The following is a 14,201-nucleotide window of genomic DNA, read 5'->3' as shown; positions in this document are numbered from 1 at the left end:
AACAGGAACATCATGGGTTATACGCTGAATTTTGCTGCAGTGTGGCGAAGCTTCGATCTTCTGCTCGAAGGGCTGGCGCTCAGCCTCGCCCTGGCCTTTGGTGCAATCCTGATTGGTGCAGCGATTGGCCTGTTCACGGCATTCTGTCTGATATCGAAGAACGGCTTTGCGCGGCGTCCAGCCGGAATTTACGTGACGATCATCCGCAACACGCCGATCCTCGTGCTTGTTCTCTTCACCTATTTCGCGCTGCCACAGCTGGGCTTCCGGCTAGGCAAGATCGAGAGTTTCGTTTTCACGCTCGCACTTTATTCCGGCGCGTATCTTGCAGAGGTTTTCCGCGCAGGTCTGTTGTCAATTCCTGTTGGGCTGCGAGAAGCGGGGCTCGCCATCGGCCTTACGGAAATCCAGATTCAGACCTCGATCATCGCGCCGCTGATGTTCCGCAATGTCTTGCCGTCGCTGAGCAGTACAATCATCTCGCTGTTCAAGGATACGTCACTCGCGGCGGCGATCGCCGTTCCGGAGCTGACTTTCGAGGCACGCAAGATCAATGTCGAGACCTTCCGTGTCATTGAGACCTGGATCGTCGCCAGCTGCCTGTACGTTATAACCTGTTCGATCCTCGCCGCGTTGATGCGTGCTCTCGAGCGTCGCCTGTCAGTGCCGAGGTGAGATGATGGACATTGCTCATTTCCTCGATATTCTCTGGCTGGCCCGCATACCGATCCTCAAGGGTCTCGGTTTCACCATTTCGATTTCCCTGTTGGCAATTTGCTTCGGCACGTTGCTTGGAATATTTGTCGGTCTTGCTCTGACCTATGGCGTTCGGCCGCTGCGCTGGATCGTGCGCGGCTATACGGATTTCATTCGCGGTACGCCGGTTCTGGTTCTCGTGCTGGCAAGTTACTATGTGCTCAGTACCATTGGCCTTGATCTCAGCCCGTTTCAGGCCGGCGTATTGGCTCTCGCTGTGTTCTGCAGTTCCCATGTCGGAGAGATAGTCCGAGGAGCGCTGCAAGCCATCCCAAAGGGCCAGACGGAAGCCGCCAAGGCGATCGGCCTGACGTTCCCGCAAACCTTTGCCTATGTGCTCGGGCCGCAAGCGCTGCGCCAGGTTCTGCCTGCCTGGGTGAATACGGCCGCAGAAATGGTCAAGGCATCGACATTGCTCTCCATCATCGGCGTTGCCGAGTTGCTTCTGCGTACGCAAGAAATTATCTCGCGATCGTTTCTCAGCCTCGAGTTCTATTTCTTCGCCGGCTTTCTCTATTTCATCATCAATTATGCCATCGAGCGTTTCGGCCGGTATGTCGAACGCAAGACCGCTATTCCGTCCTGAGGCGATAACGATGCCAAACCATCTTCTGGAAATCCGCGACCTGCACAAAAGCTACGGCGATGTCGAAGTACTAAAAGGCGTTGATTGCACCATGGCGCAAGGCGACGTCATCAGCATCATCGGATCGAGTGGCTCCGGCAAGACGACCATGCTGCGGTGTATCAACATGCTGGAGGAATTCCAGGGCGGCACAATCAGCATCGACGGCGAGGAGATCGGCTATGAGACGCTAGGTGGACAGCGCCGCCGTAAGAAGGAAAAGGAGATCGCGCGCCAGCGGGCATTGACCGGTATGGCCTTTCAGCAATTCAACCTTTTCCCGCATATGAGCGCTGCCCGCAACGTTATGCTCGGGCTGATGAAGGTAAAGAAGTTGAGCAAAGACGAAGCACGATCTATTGCCGAGAAATGGCTCGATCGTGTCGGTCTCCTGGCCCGCGCAGATCATTTCCCCGGCCAGCTTTCTGGCGGCCAGCAGCAGCGCGTGGCGATCGCGCGTGCCATCGCCATGAACCCCAGATTGATGCTCTTCGACGAAGTGACATCAGCGCTCGATCCCGAGCTTGTGAACGAGGTCTTGCAGGTCATCAAGTCGCTGGCTCAGGACGGCATGAGCATGCTGCTCGTCACCCACGAGATGCGGTTTGCTTACGAGGTCTCCAACCGCGTCATCTTCATGAACCAGGGGCGGATCGGTGAAGAGGGGAACCCGCGCGAAATGTTTCACAAGCCGAAGAGCGAACGGCTTTCCGAATTTCTCAAAACATCGAGTTTCGGGGAGCGTTAGCCTCGTTTCCGCCATGCATCGACTGACCACGCACCCGGACCAAAAGCCAACAAAGCTAAAAACCCGCCAGCAATGGCGATGTTCTTGTTAAAATTGATCAATTGTTCGAGATTTCCAAAGTCTGTGTGAAACAAAAGAGCCGTTAACAGACAGAACCCGGCAAGCGCGACAGCAGCATAGCGGGTCATGAAACCGGCAGCGACGAGAACCCCACCACCGAGTTCGGTTAGGATGACGAGCGGCAACAGCTTGGCTGAAACACCGTTGGTCTCCATATACGCGGCAGTACCGGCATAGTCGGCAATCTTGCCCCAGCCTTCCATGACAAAGATATAAGCAAGAAACAGCCTGGCCAGTAGCGCGACGGGGGCCTGAAAACCTTCCATACTATCCTCCGCTAACAACACTTCACGAGGGGTGTGTGCCAATAACACCGAGAGTGACCGTTCTATTCGAAACAAAGAATGAAAACGGGGTCCCGTCCTTGTCCGAAGGCAACTAATGGCCGAAAAAGAACCCTGCAGCATCAAGTATGGCCATCACAACAATCGCTGTGGTCAGGACAATACCGAGGCCCCGCTCAAAATTGCCGAGCCGATTGGAGGTCTGGATCAACTTGCCATCCCAATAGAGATTGCCGGTCTCTTCATTGATGCCGAACAAAGCACTGCCTTTCAGCGATAGTTGCCTTACGTTCCGGGGCCAATGGGATGGCACAGGTTCGCGTGAAAATCGGCCGTTGCGGTGATCGGGAAAGTCAGTCTCTAATCGCATTGAAGGGTCTCCTTAGTGACCGGCAACACAACAGGCAGCTGGTTGCAAATCAAGAGGCGGAACCGCTCAATCGCAAGTGTCGGTTAACGCTCCATCAGCAACCGGAACGTGTCGATGAGGATCGCCAGAAAAACGCCGGCCCCGGTGATGATCACGCCATTCAGAAACAGCCGACTTGCCTTGTCGTAGACGACTTTTTTCAGTGACGACGTTTGCAAAAGTAAAGCGAGGGAACGCAGTTGAAAGACGATACCTATAGCTATGACCACCAGCGTCGGCAGGTCGGTAAGTCTCCACGGTATTGGATTGCTGGCCCACTGCGTAAGAAAGCCCAGGGAAAATGAAAGCACCACACCCACGACGGTAATCGTGCCATTGCGGAAAAGCGTTTCTATCAGGTGTTCGTCGTCATCGTTGGGCTTCATTTTCGGCTCTCCATCCTGGTGACTATCCATCCTTTTGTGTGACAATCAACCATGCTTGGATATCTTATCGATGACTACAGGGCTTCAAATGCCGTCTTCTTTCGGGAGCTCGCTGGGATTGCCGGTCTATGCTTCTAGCGAGAACCGTAGTTCCATAACCATTCTTATGCCTCAGACACATGTAAAAGGGTGGGTTCAAGTTTGATTGCGGCCCTGCCGCAACAGTGTCTCAAGCCGTAGTAAACGACACAGGGGGAAATCCGAGAATGAAAATCTTACACACGATGGCAGTTGCGGTTCTGGTTTCTGGATGTGCAGGTACGACACAGCCCATCGCAATGGCGGGCGATTTTGGCCCCCAGACGCTAACGCTTATCAATTCCTACAGGACGAGCCATGGCCTATCGCCGCTGGCCGCCAATGGCACGCTGAAAGCCCTGGCACGGCAACATAGCCGGGAGCAAGCGGCCCGGGGAACTATCGGCCATGATGGCTTCCGCCAGAGATCAGCCCAAGCAAAAGCAGCCGGACTGAGTGGAGTGTGTACGGAAAACGTCGGTGTTAGATATAGAAGTGCACAGGCTCTTTTTTCTGGATGGAGGAATTCCGCAGGTCACAACACGAACATGCTTCGGCCCAACATGCGATACGCCGGAGTTTCTGTGTACGGAGCTTATTCGACTTTCTTTGCTTGCGGATAACGGCAGAGTGTTGCCGCGAACAGCCAGGACACCCGTTGGCAGACGTCATTCCGCCGCAACGATTTTGCATGCGTCGATAACTCCGCGGATTTCGGCGCGGCAGGAGCCGCAATTGGTTCCGGCCTTCAGGCGTTCGCCGATTGCTTCCACAGTCGTGCAACCCTCATGGGCGGCAGAGGCAATCTCGTTACAGCCGACCGAGAAACAGGCGCAGACAATTGCACCCTTGTCCGGCACATCCTTGCCCGGTCGCCCCGCCAGAAGCTGGAAGCGTTGTCGCGCATCTGTGAATTGCCGTGTCAGTTGTTCGCTGGCCCAGCTGCGCGAAACAGTCACCGGTTCGCGCGCCACGTAAAGTGCGCCGAGCAGCCTCTCATCATCGAATGCCGCGATACGATGCTGATCCTGGTGTGCATCGTGATAGGCAAGCAATTCGATATCCCTCTCTGCCTGAAATAGGTTCCGCGCGAAGGCGCTCCAGTCCCCAGGCACGCTATGACCGGCAAGTTCGAGCCGGTAGCCTCCGTCCGTCCTGGCCAAGGCCCAATATTCCGCATCGGGCAGAGGCTTATGATGCAATACGGCAAAGCCATACCAGCGGGCAGCGAACGGTTTGACCGCGACGCGTGCCATCTTCAAAGCGGGTTGCCCGGAAACCGGATCGACATTGGCGGTAACCAGCCTGTCCACCCGCGCATTGCCGGCAAATTGCCCGTTCCAGTGCATGGGCACGAAGATATTGCCCCTCTCCTGCCGGTCCGTCAGCAATGCCCGGACGACGATCTTACCATGATCGTTACCGAGTTTGACCAGACTGGCGTCGGCAATGCCCTGCTCTGCGGCATCGAGCGGATTGATCTCGGCAAAGGGTTCGGCAAAGTGGGCGGAAAGACGCGCGCTTTTTCCTGTGCGGGTCATGGTATGCCAATGATCGCGGACACGGCCGGTATTCAGCGTGAAGGCGAAGCGCGGATCGATTGCTTCCTCATTCGCCGGTCGCACCGCCACGAAGCGGGCGCGGCGGTCGTCGGTATAGAACTCGCCTTGCCCGAAGAAGCGCTTTTCGGTCGCGGGCTCATCCCTGCCCTGGGGCCATTGAAATGGCGAAAGTGCATCGTAGTCCGTGTCTACTATGGCGGAGTGCGCGCTGATGTCGAAGTCGCGTGTGCCGTGATTTCCGTGGCCCGAAAGCGCCGCATGTTCGGCAAAAATCTGCGCTGCGCTTTCATATGGAAAACCAGGGGCAAATCCCATGCGCCGGGCCACCTGTGTAACAATCCACCAGTCCGGCTTCGCCTCGCCCGGCAGCGGCAGGAACGCACGCTGCCGGCTAATGCACCGCTCGGAGTTTGTGACGGTGCCATCTTTCTCGCCCCAACCGGCCGCCGGCAAAAGCACATCGGCATAGCATGTCGTATCTGTCATCGCATTGATGTCGGAAACAACGACGAAAGGACAGGTTTTCAAGGCTTCGATGACAAGATCCGCCTCCGGCATAGAATCCACCGGATTGGTCGCCATGATCCATAGCGCCTTGATCTTCCCTGCCCGCGCCGCATCAAAAAGATCGACAGCCTTCAGTCCCGGCTTCGACGCAATGGTCGGAGCGTCCCAGAACGCCTGCACGAGCTGGCGGTGCCCGGCATTTTCCAGATGCATATGGCCCGCCAGCATGTTCGCCAATCCGCCAACCTCGCGGCCGCCCATGGCATTGGGCTGACCGGTGATCGAAAACGGCCCCATACCCGGACGACCGATGCGACCCGTTGCCAGATGGCAGTTGATAATGGCATTGACCTTGTTGGTGCCGCTGGCCGATTGGTTCACACCCTGGCTGTAAACCGTCACGCTTCGCTCGGTTCGCGTGAACAGTTCAAAAAACGCACGAAGTTCTTCGGGAGAGATCCCGGTCCGTGCGGCAATGCTGCGCAGATCGTGACTGTTGGCGATAGCCAATGCCGCCTCGAACCCCGACGTGTATCGCTCGACATAATGCCGCTCGACCGCGCCCTGCGCTGCGAGAAACCCGAGCAGACCGACGAACAATGCCGTATCGCCATCCGGTTTTATTTTGAGATGCATGTCGGCAATATCGGCGGTCACGGTGCGGCGCGGATCGATAAGCACGACGCGCATCTCCGGACGCCTGACCTTTGCAGCGGCGATGCGCTGATAGAGCACAGGATGGCACCAGGCAAGATTGGAGCCCGTCAGGACGATGAGATCGGCGAGATCCAGATCCTCATAGGTTCCGGGAACCGTATCCGACCCGAAAGCGCGCCTGTGTCCCGCCACCGAAGACGACATGCACAGCCGCGAATTGGTGTCGATATTGGCCGAACCGATAAAGCCCTTCATCAGCTTGTTGGCGACATAATAATCTTCGGTCAGCAATTGGCCGGAGACATAGAAGGCTACGCTGTCAGGGCCATGTTCGCTTATGGTTTCAGTAAAGCGGCTTGCCACGAGATCGAGCGCTGTATCCCAGCTTGCGGGCTGGCCCCCTATCTGCGGTTCGAGCAGCCGCCCCTCCAGATCGAGCGTCTCGCCAAGAGCGGAGCCTTTCGAGCAAAGACGCCCGAAATTGGCAGGGTGCAGGGGATCACCCTTGATGCGAACCGCTCCGCTCTCCTCCCTTGTGGCGAGAACGCCGCAGCCCACTCCGCAATAAGCGCAGGTGGTGCGAACGGTAGTGGGGAATTCAAGCATTCTATTCCGCCGCCACGGCAGTGCGCTCAAGCAGGGCAAATATCCGCTCGCCATCGCGCTTTATCGCAATGGTTTTGACGCTGCCCTCATCGGCTCCAAGCGCCTTGCCGGTTTCGAACGAAATCACCCAATTGTGCAGCGGGCAAGTCACCGAAGCACCATGGACAATCCCTTGGCTCAACGGCCCGCCTTTGTGCGGACAATGATCGTCAATGGCGAAGACCTGATCCTCCATCGTGCGGAATACGGCGATCTTGCCTTGCGGTGTCATCACACAGCGCGCGCCACGCCGAGGAATATCGTTGAGCGCACCGATTTCAATCCAGTCGTTCATGCCCTCACTCCGCTGCTTGCTGGTAAGCTATGGTCGCCATGGGCTGGAACTCGTGCTTGTCCACGCCGGACACTCGCTCGGACCAGGGATCGACCTGCGCAAATTTCTGGCTGAAGACGAAGCGGTCGAAATACCCCTTGCGCTTATCCGCATCGCCCATGATCTGCCGGCGGATTTCATCGAGGCCGACACGCTTGGCCCATTTATAGATGCGCTCCAGATACCGGCCCTGCTCGCGGTACATCTGAGCCAGTGCCACCACGTGCTCCAGCGCCTCATCCTCAGTATGGACCAGGCCAAGGACTTCCGTTCCTTTGATATCGAGCCCGGCTGCACCGGCAAAATGAATCTCGAAGCCTGAATCGACGCAGATAATTCCGATGTCCTTGCAGGTCGCCTCGGCGCAATTGCGTGGGCAGCCGGATACCGCCATTTTCAGTTTGGCTGGCGTCCACGATCCCCACATGAACTTCTCGATGCGGATGCCCAGTCCAGTGGAATCCTGCGTACCGAACCGGCACCAGTCCGTCCCGACGCAGGTCTTCACGGTGCGCAGACCCTTGGCATAGGCCTGGCCTGAGACGAAGCCAGCCTTGCCAAGATCGGCCCAGACAGCGGGCAAATCTTCTTTCTTGATGCCGAGCATGTCGATGCGCTGACCACCGGTGACCTTCACCGCCGGTATCTCGAACTTATCGACGACATCGGCGATGGCACGCAGTTCCTTCGAGCTGGTCATGCCACCCCACATGCGCGGAACGACCGAATAGGTCCCGTCTTTCTGGATATTGGCGTGGACGCGCTCATTGATGAAACGTGACTGGTAATCGTCGGCATATTCATCCGGCCAATCCGAGACGAGATAATAGTTCAACGCCGGGCGGCATTTGGCGCAGCCGCAGGAGGTCTTCCACTCAAGCTCCTGCATCACAGCAGGAATGGATTTCAGACTCTTTGCCTTGATCAGGCGGCGCACATCGTCATGGCCGAGATCGGTACAGCTGCACATGGGCGTGACTGCGGAAGGGTTATAGCTATCTCCCAATGTCAGCGACAAAAGCTGCTCGACAAGTCCGGTGCAGCTTCCGCAGGAGGCGGAAGCCTTGGTATGTGCACGCACATCGTCAAGCGATGTCAGTCCTTTGCCCGTAATGGCGCCGGTGATCTTTCCCTTACAAATGCCGTTGCAACCGCAGATTTCCGCATCATCTGGCAAGGCTGCAACGGCCGCCATAGGGTCCAGCGGGGACCCTCCCTGATAGGACTGGCCGAAAATCAGGGTCTCGCGCATCTCCGAAATGTCGGTGCGCTTTTTGGTGAGATCGTGGAACCAGGCACCATCGGAGGTTTCGCCATATAGAACGGTCCCGATGATGCGGTCATCCTTGAGAACGAGGCGCTTGTAAACGCCCGCAGAGGCATCGCGCAACACGATTTCCTGCCGGTCGTCCCCCTCTCCCAGATCGCCGACCGAAAACAAGTTAATACCGGTGACCTTCAGCTTGGTCGGCGTTTCGCTATGGACAAAGGCTGCCTCGCTATTGCCTGCAAGCTGGGCCGCAACCACCCGCGCCATCTCGTAGAGCGGTGCGACAAGTCCGTAGCACTGGCCGCCGACTTCCGCGCATTCGCCAATGGCAAAAATGTCCGGATCGGATGTACGCATTCCGGCATCCGTGACAATGCCGCGATTGCATTCAAGCCCCGCCTCCTTGGCGAGCGAACCACTTGGCCGGATGCCCACAGCCATCACCACAAGATCGGCGGGGAGCACCGTCCCGTCGGCAAGCAGGACACCCTCGACTTTCTTTTCCCCGATAATCTCCTTGGTGCTGGCTTTGGTGAGGACCTTGATGCCGCGTGCTTCAACCGCCTTCTCGAGGAGATAGCCCGCTGCAGGATCGAGCTGCCGCTCCATCAATGTCGGCATGACGTGCAGGACGGTCACGTCCATATCGCGGGATTTGAGACCAGCTGCCGCTTCGAGACCCAGCAATCCGCCGCCGATGACAATGGCCTTTGCCCGCGATTGCGCCGCCAGCAGCATTGCCCTGACGTCATCGAGGTCGCGATAGGTCAAAACACCTGGAAGGTTATTGCCAGGCACCGGCAGGATAAAAGGTAAAGACCCGGTGGCGATCAGAAGCTTGTCGTAGGGTTCGGTCGTTCCCGCATCGGATGTAACCGTTTTGGCAACGCGGTCGATATTGACCACCTTGTGGCCCTTATACAGCATGATCCCATGCTTGATGTACCAGCCATCGCCATGGATAATGATTTCCTCGAATTCCTTTTCGCCGGAAAGCACCGGCGACAACATGATCCGATCATAATTGACACGCGGTTCGGCATTGAAAATCGTCACGTCATAAGCGTCTGGCGCCAGTTCGAACAAATGTTCCAGCGCGCGGCCCGGTGCCATGCCGTTGCCAATGATAACCAGCTTCTGCATTTTCTCAGGTGCTTCCATCTCACGCAGCCTCCACAAGCCGATGACGTTCGTAGAGGAACTTCAGCACTGCCGAGCGGCAGCGAATATAGGTAGCATCCGACGCGAGTTCGATGCGGCGGCGCGGACGAACAAGCGGTACGTCCAGGACTTCTCCGATCTTGGCCGATGGTCCGTTTGTCATCATGACAATGCGATCAGAAAGAAGCACCGCTTCATCCACGTCGTGAGTGATCATCAGTACTGTATTGGCAAGTTCGGCATGAATCTGCATCACCTGATCCTGGAGGTGTGCACGCGTCAGTGCGTCAAGAGCCCCAAACGGTTCGTCGAGAAGCAGGACTTTTGGCTCCATCGCCAATGCCCGAGCAATGCCGACACGCTGCTTCATGCCGCCCGATACTTCCGACGGGCGCTTGTCCTTGGCATGAACCATCTGAACCAGTTCGAGGTTGCGCATGGTCCACTCATGCCGCTCGACCCGGCTTTTCGTGCCCGAGAAAACCTTGTCCACGGCCAGTTTGACGTTCTCATAAACTGTCAGCCACGGAAGCAGAGAATGGTTCTGAAACACCACCGCCCGGTCTGGTCCCGGTGCATCGACGACAACGCCCTCAAGAAGCACCACGCCGCGCGTTGCCTCTGTCAGGCCGGCGACAATGTTGAGCAGCGTCGATTTCCCGCAGCCGGAATGGCCGATAATCGATATGAACTCACCTTTGTCGACGTCGAGGGAGACCTGGTTCAAAACTTGTGTGCTCGCGCCACCGCGACTGAACACCATGTCGATCTGTTCGAGCGAGAGATAGGGTTTTGACATGATTATTTCCTTCAGGCGCTGAGCGTGTTGCGGGTGACGACTTTGGCAATGGACGCAATGGCACGATCGAGGAGATAGCCAACCATGCCGACATAGATGAGCGCGAGAATGATGTCGCTCATGCGCGAGGAGTTCCATGCGTCCCAGATGAAAAAGCCTATGCCGACACCACCAATGAGCATTTCAGCAGCAACAATGGCGAGCCAGGACAGACCGATGCCGATGCGCAAACCCGTGAAGATGTACGGTGCGGCGGCCGGGATCATGATCTTGGTGAAATACTCGAACTGATTGAGACGCAGCACCCTTGCAACATTCCGGTAATCCTGCGGAATATTGCGGATACCAACCGCCGTATTGATGATGATCGGCCAGATGGCCGTAATGAAGATCACGAAGATTGCCGAGGGGTTGCCGTCCTTGAAAGCTGCCAATGACAGCGGCAGCCAGGCCAGCGGTGGAACGGTGCGCAAGACCTGAAAGATCGGATCAAGACCGCGCATCGCCCAGTCGCTCTGACCTACCAGCGCACCGAGAGCGATCCCTGCGATTGCTGCAAGGCAATAGCCGAGGGCTACACGCTTGAGACTGGCGAGGATGTGCCAGAACAAACCTTGGTCGACGCCTTGTCCGACATAGAATGGATGGACAATCAATTCCCAGGTTTCGGATACAACGCGTGACGGAGAGGGAACACTCGCCGTTGGCGAGGAGCAAATGACTTCCCAAAGAACCAGCAGAAACGCCAGCGTTACCAGCGGCGGCAGTATATGTCCTGCAAGGGCGGAGAGCCACTGCGGGAAGGGCCGCCGAGCAACAGATGATCTCGGAGTGCTCAAAGTCACGACCTTTGCTTGGGTGTGTGGCTGTTTTTGTGGATTCATCCGTACGGGGCTGGCAATCATACCGGTTCCTTCACGCAAAACGTTTGATGTCGAGGCTGGCGAGATAGGTCTGCGGGTTGTCCGGGTCGAAGACTTTGCCATCGAAAAAGGTCTCGGCACCTCGCGATGTCGAAGCGGGGACATCCGTTGCGGCAACGCCAAGGGCCGATGCCGCCTCGCGCCAGAGATCCTCCCGATTGACCTTGCCAACCAATGCGTTGATGTCCGTATCCGGCGCAAATTTGCCCCATCGGATATTCTCGGTCAGGAACCATTTTTCATGGCTCTGAAACGGATAAGATGCGTGATCGCGCCAGAATTTCATCAAATGCGGACTGGCCGGCTCGATACGCCCGGAGCCATAGTCATAATCGCCCTTCAACCGTCCGGCGATATCGGTAGCGGGTACATTGAACCAAGCACGCTTGCCGACGATTGCAGCCAGTTCGTCCTTGTTCGCCATGTCGTCAGCCCATTGCTGGGCTTCGAGGACGGCCATTAGCAGTGCCTTGGTCGCAATGGGATTTTTCTCGACCCAATCGGCGCGCATGGCAAAAGATTTTTCCGGATGCTTGGCCCAGATTTCCGCCGTGTTGATTGCTGTGTAACCGATGCCCTGGTTGACAAGCTGCGCATTCCACGGCTCACCCACACAGAAACAGTCCATCGTGCCGACTTTCATGTTGGCAACCATCTGCGGCGGCGGAACCACGATGGTTTCGACATCCTTGTCGGGGTCGATTCCACCGGCTGCGAGCCAGTAACGAATCCAGAGATCATGTGTACCGCCCGGGAATGTCATTGCGGCCTTGGCTGGGCTGCCCTCTGCCTTCTTCTTGGCAAAAGCCTCTTTCAGCAAACCAGAATCCGCGCCGACTTTGATATCCGCATAGGCGGCACCAACGGAGATCCCCTGCGCGTCGAGATTGAGCCGCGCGAGAATGACCATCGGTAGAGGCTGATTGTTCTGGGTCACCTTGCCGGTACTGATAAGGTACGGCATCGGAGTGAGGATATGTGCGCCGTCGATACCGTTACCGGCCGAACCCAATACGAGATTGTCGCGTGTTGTGCCCCAGGAGGCCTGCTTGACTACCTCGACATCCGGCATGCCATATTTTGCGAACAGACCTTTTTCCTTGGCGACGATCAATGGTGCGGAGTCGGTGAGCGCAATGAAGCCAAGCGTTGCCTTTGTGGTCTCGGGACCGGCAGCTGCCGCAAAAGCGCCACCAGGAAAAGCAGATTTGGCGGCAGCAAACAGTGCCAGCGCTCCGCCCGCTTTCAGAAGCTTTCGTCTATGCATGCCAGTCGACAGAATGTCTTTCATAGTATTTCCCCTGAAATGCGTCGGCCTTTGCAGCCGGTTGAGCCATAAAAAAACGCCGCTGGATGGAGTGCATTCCAGGCATACCTGCAGAATGAACTCGCCGAGCGACGTCTGTGTCTTTGAAAGCACCCGATGCCGGTGCCTGCGGTTCCTGTCGTCATTGACGGAACAAAATTATCAATGCAAACGGCGTGCCAACTCTTAATAAAAACAGCAACTAGCTGAAAAAATTACATATTTTTTAGTTTAGCCTTGCAAGAAGCGAGGGGCCTACGAATAATCAAAGCAACAGATTTGTGCAGATAACGTCAGTCGAGTGCGAATTTATTGTGCACAGCACAAAACATGTGCGGTCCTAAACGTCACTCTGGTTCGTGGTTCCGGAGCCGGTATTCCGAATTGGGAAACTTGCAACATAGCCACGAATATCTTCTGGATCGAACGTGGCGCCATCGATGAACACGTCATCCTCAGCGTTTCCCTCTATGCGCACATCCGTCACGGGGATATCGGCGCGGCTTCCAAGCGCGTTGCGATAGAGATCCGGCCGGAAGGCTGAAGCAACCTGCCGATGGGCTTCCAGCGAATAGGCGACCTGCCCCCATCGCACCATCTGGCTGAATATCCATTGGGCCTGACTGATCCACGGGAAATTTGCCCCCTGGCGATGGAAGGTAAAATATTCTGGAACAGTCCGCTCGGTCCCATTCGGATCAGTAGTGAATTGTCCCACGAGCACCCGGTGGAGAATGTCGAATGGCACGTCGAGATAACGGGGTTCCGCCAAGATCTGCGCCAGTTCACGCCGGTTGTCCGAAACATCGCACCATGCTGCCGCGCGATCGAGTGCCACAATCAACCGTGAGAGTGTTTCGGGATTCTGCTCTGCCCATTCCGGTCTGGCGCCGATGACCTTTTCCGGACTGGAAGGCCAGATATCTTCCTTGACCGCAACGATGCGCCCAACTTCGCGCGACACAGCTACCATATTCCACGGTGCCCCTACGCAGAACCCGTCGATCGCTCCCGCGGATAGGGCGTCGGATGTCATCGGTGGTGGCACCACGACCAGTTTTACATCCTCTTCCGGATGAAGACCGCCAGCTGACAGCCAATAGCGCAATTCATAATTATGTGAGGAGAAGGGATAGGTCATCCCCAAGACCGGCAAAGCCTCGCCCTTTGCCCGCATTTCCTCGATTACCAGTTTGAGCGCTTTGGCATTGGTCAGGGCATCTTCATGTCCAGCAAGACCTGCCTTTTCCTGCATACGACGATAGAGCTCTACGGAAAGCGTGATGGCGTTACCGCCACGCCCGAGCATGAAAGGAGCAATTGCCGGAGAAGGATTGGACCCGAGGCCTAGCGCCGCGGCGACCGGCATCGGAGCTAGCATATGCGCGATGTCGAACTGGCGGAACGCCAGCCGGTCGCGGATATTGGCCCATGAAACGTCCTTGACCAGATCTATCTGGATACCTTCGCGAGCGGCAAATCCGAATTCCGAAGCGGCAATGAGAACAGCGGCATCGACGAGCGGGATGAACCCGGCGCGAACCAGCTTGGCACTTTCCGTGCGGATCGTGGCAGGAGCTGTTAGCCCGCTCTTGTGCTGATCAATTCCGGTCGGGATGAAACTCATTCTA

Annotated in this window: 14 protein-coding genes; 4 read left to right on the top strand and 10 right to left on the bottom strand. The window is 56.7% G+C overall.

Annotated features, from left to right (window positions below; genetic code table 11):
• The first annotated feature begins 12 nt into the window (after nucleotides 1–12).
• Genes LB462_RS06675 through LB462_RS06665 form a run of 3 tightly spaced genes read left to right on the top strand, consistent with a single transcriptional unit; the run spans nucleotide 13 to nucleotide 2,129 of the window.
• Nucleotides 13–675 carry an amino acid ABC transporter permease gene (locus tag LB462_RS06675; RefSeq protein ID WP_224506529.1) on the top strand — a complete coding sequence of 221 codons (663 nt, stop codon included), beginning with the start codon at nucleotides 13–15 and terminating at the stop codon, nucleotides 673–675.
• Between the two features lies 1 nt (nucleotide 676).
• Entirely contained in the window at nucleotides 677–1,342 is a 666-nt protein-coding gene (locus LB462_RS06670) for an amino acid ABC transporter permease (protein ID WP_370637077.1), read from the top strand.
• A gap of 10 nt (nucleotides 1,343–1,352) precedes the next feature.
• Entirely contained in the window at nucleotides 1,353–2,129 is a 777-nt protein-coding gene (locus tag LB462_RS06665; protein ID WP_224506528.1) for an amino acid ABC transporter ATP-binding protein, read from the top strand.
• Here the strand turns inward: LB462_RS06665 and LB462_RS06660 are convergent.
• From LB462_RS06660 to LB462_RS06650, 3 genes are all read right to left on the bottom strand, one after another.
• Complete coding sequence (locus LB462_RS06660) at nucleotides 2,126–2,515, bottom strand: DoxX family protein (RefSeq protein WP_224506527.1); 390 nt, start codon at nucleotides 2,513–2,515, stop codon at nucleotides 2,126–2,128. The two genes, LB462_RS06665 and LB462_RS06660, sit on opposite strands and share 4 nt — an antisense overlap.
• 112 nt (nucleotides 2,516–2,627) lie before the next feature.
• Nucleotides 2,628–2,903, bottom strand: a complete 276-nt coding sequence (locus LB462_RS06655; RefSeq protein ID WP_158482250.1) for a hypothetical protein — start codon at nucleotides 2,901–2,903, stop codon at nucleotides 2,628–2,630.
• Nucleotides 2,904–2,986: 83 nt separating this feature from the next.
• Nucleotides 2,987–3,328 (bottom strand): hypothetical protein, encoded by a 342-nt coding sequence (locus LB462_RS06650; RefSeq protein WP_183662979.1) that lies wholly within the window; start codon nucleotides 3,326–3,328, stop codon nucleotides 2,987–2,989.
• Between the two features lie 266 nt (nucleotides 3,329–3,594).
• Here LB462_RS06650 and LB462_RS06645 point away from each other — a divergent pair, with 266 nt between their 5' ends.
• Complete coding sequence (locus LB462_RS06645; RefSeq protein ID WP_370637076.1) at nucleotides 3,595–4,029, top strand: CAP domain-containing protein; 435 nt, start codon at nucleotides 3,595–3,597, stop codon at nucleotides 4,027–4,029.
• A gap of 45 nt (nucleotides 4,030–4,074) precedes the next feature.
• Here the strand turns inward: LB462_RS06645 and LB462_RS06640 are convergent, their stop codons facing one another.
• From LB462_RS06640 to LB462_RS06610, 7 genes are all read right to left on the bottom strand, one after another.
• Nucleotides 4,075–6,738: a nitrate reductase gene (locus LB462_RS06640; protein WP_224506526.1), complete on the bottom strand. Its 2,664-nt coding sequence runs from the start codon at nucleotides 6,736–6,738 to the stop codon at nucleotides 4,075–4,077.
• A gap of 1 nt (nucleotide 6,739) precedes the next feature.
• Entirely contained in the window at nucleotides 6,740–7,072 is a 333-nt protein-coding gene (gene nirD / locus LB462_RS06635) for a nitrite reductase small subunit NirD (protein ID WP_183662987.1), read from the bottom strand.
• A 4-nt stretch (nucleotides 7,073–7,076) separates the two neighbouring features.
• A complete protein-coding gene (gene nirB / locus LB462_RS06630; RefSeq protein ID WP_224506650.1) occupies nucleotides 7,077–9,524 on the bottom strand; it encodes a nitrite reductase large subunit NirB in 2,448 nt (815 codons plus the stop codon).
• A gap of 19 nt (nucleotides 9,525–9,543) precedes the next feature.
• A complete protein-coding gene (locus LB462_RS06625) occupies nucleotides 9,544–10,341 on the bottom strand; it encodes an ABC transporter ATP-binding protein (protein WP_112531485.1) in 798 nt (265 codons plus the stop codon).
• An 11-nt stretch (nucleotides 10,342–10,352) separates the two neighbouring features.
• Nucleotides 10,353–11,246 carry a nitrate ABC transporter permease gene (gene ntrB / locus LB462_RS06620; RefSeq protein WP_224506525.1) on the bottom strand — a complete coding sequence of 298 codons (894 nt, stop codon included), beginning with the start codon at nucleotides 11,244–11,246 and terminating at the stop codon, nucleotides 10,353–10,355.
• A gap of 10 nt (nucleotides 11,247–11,256) precedes the next feature.
• Complete coding sequence (locus LB462_RS06615) at nucleotides 11,257–12,555, bottom strand: CmpA/NrtA family ABC transporter substrate-binding protein (RefSeq protein ID WP_224506524.1); 1,299 nt, start codon at nucleotides 12,553–12,555, stop codon at nucleotides 11,257–11,259.
• 355 nt (nucleotides 12,556–12,910) lie between these two features.
• Entirely contained in the window at nucleotides 12,911–14,197 is a 1,287-nt protein-coding gene (locus LB462_RS06610) for a CmpA/NrtA family ABC transporter substrate-binding protein (RefSeq protein WP_224506523.1), read from the bottom strand.
• Between the last annotated feature and the right edge of the window lie 4 nt (nucleotides 14,198–14,201).

It is taken from the genome of Phyllobacterium chamaecytisi (assembly GCF_020164455.1).
Taxonomy (GTDB): Bacteria; Pseudomonadota; Alphaproteobacteria; order Rhizobiales; family Rhizobiaceae; genus Phyllobacterium; species Phyllobacterium chamaecytisi.
Note: the sequence above shows the minus strand (reverse complement) of the source record. Positions and strands in the feature narration are given on the sequence as shown.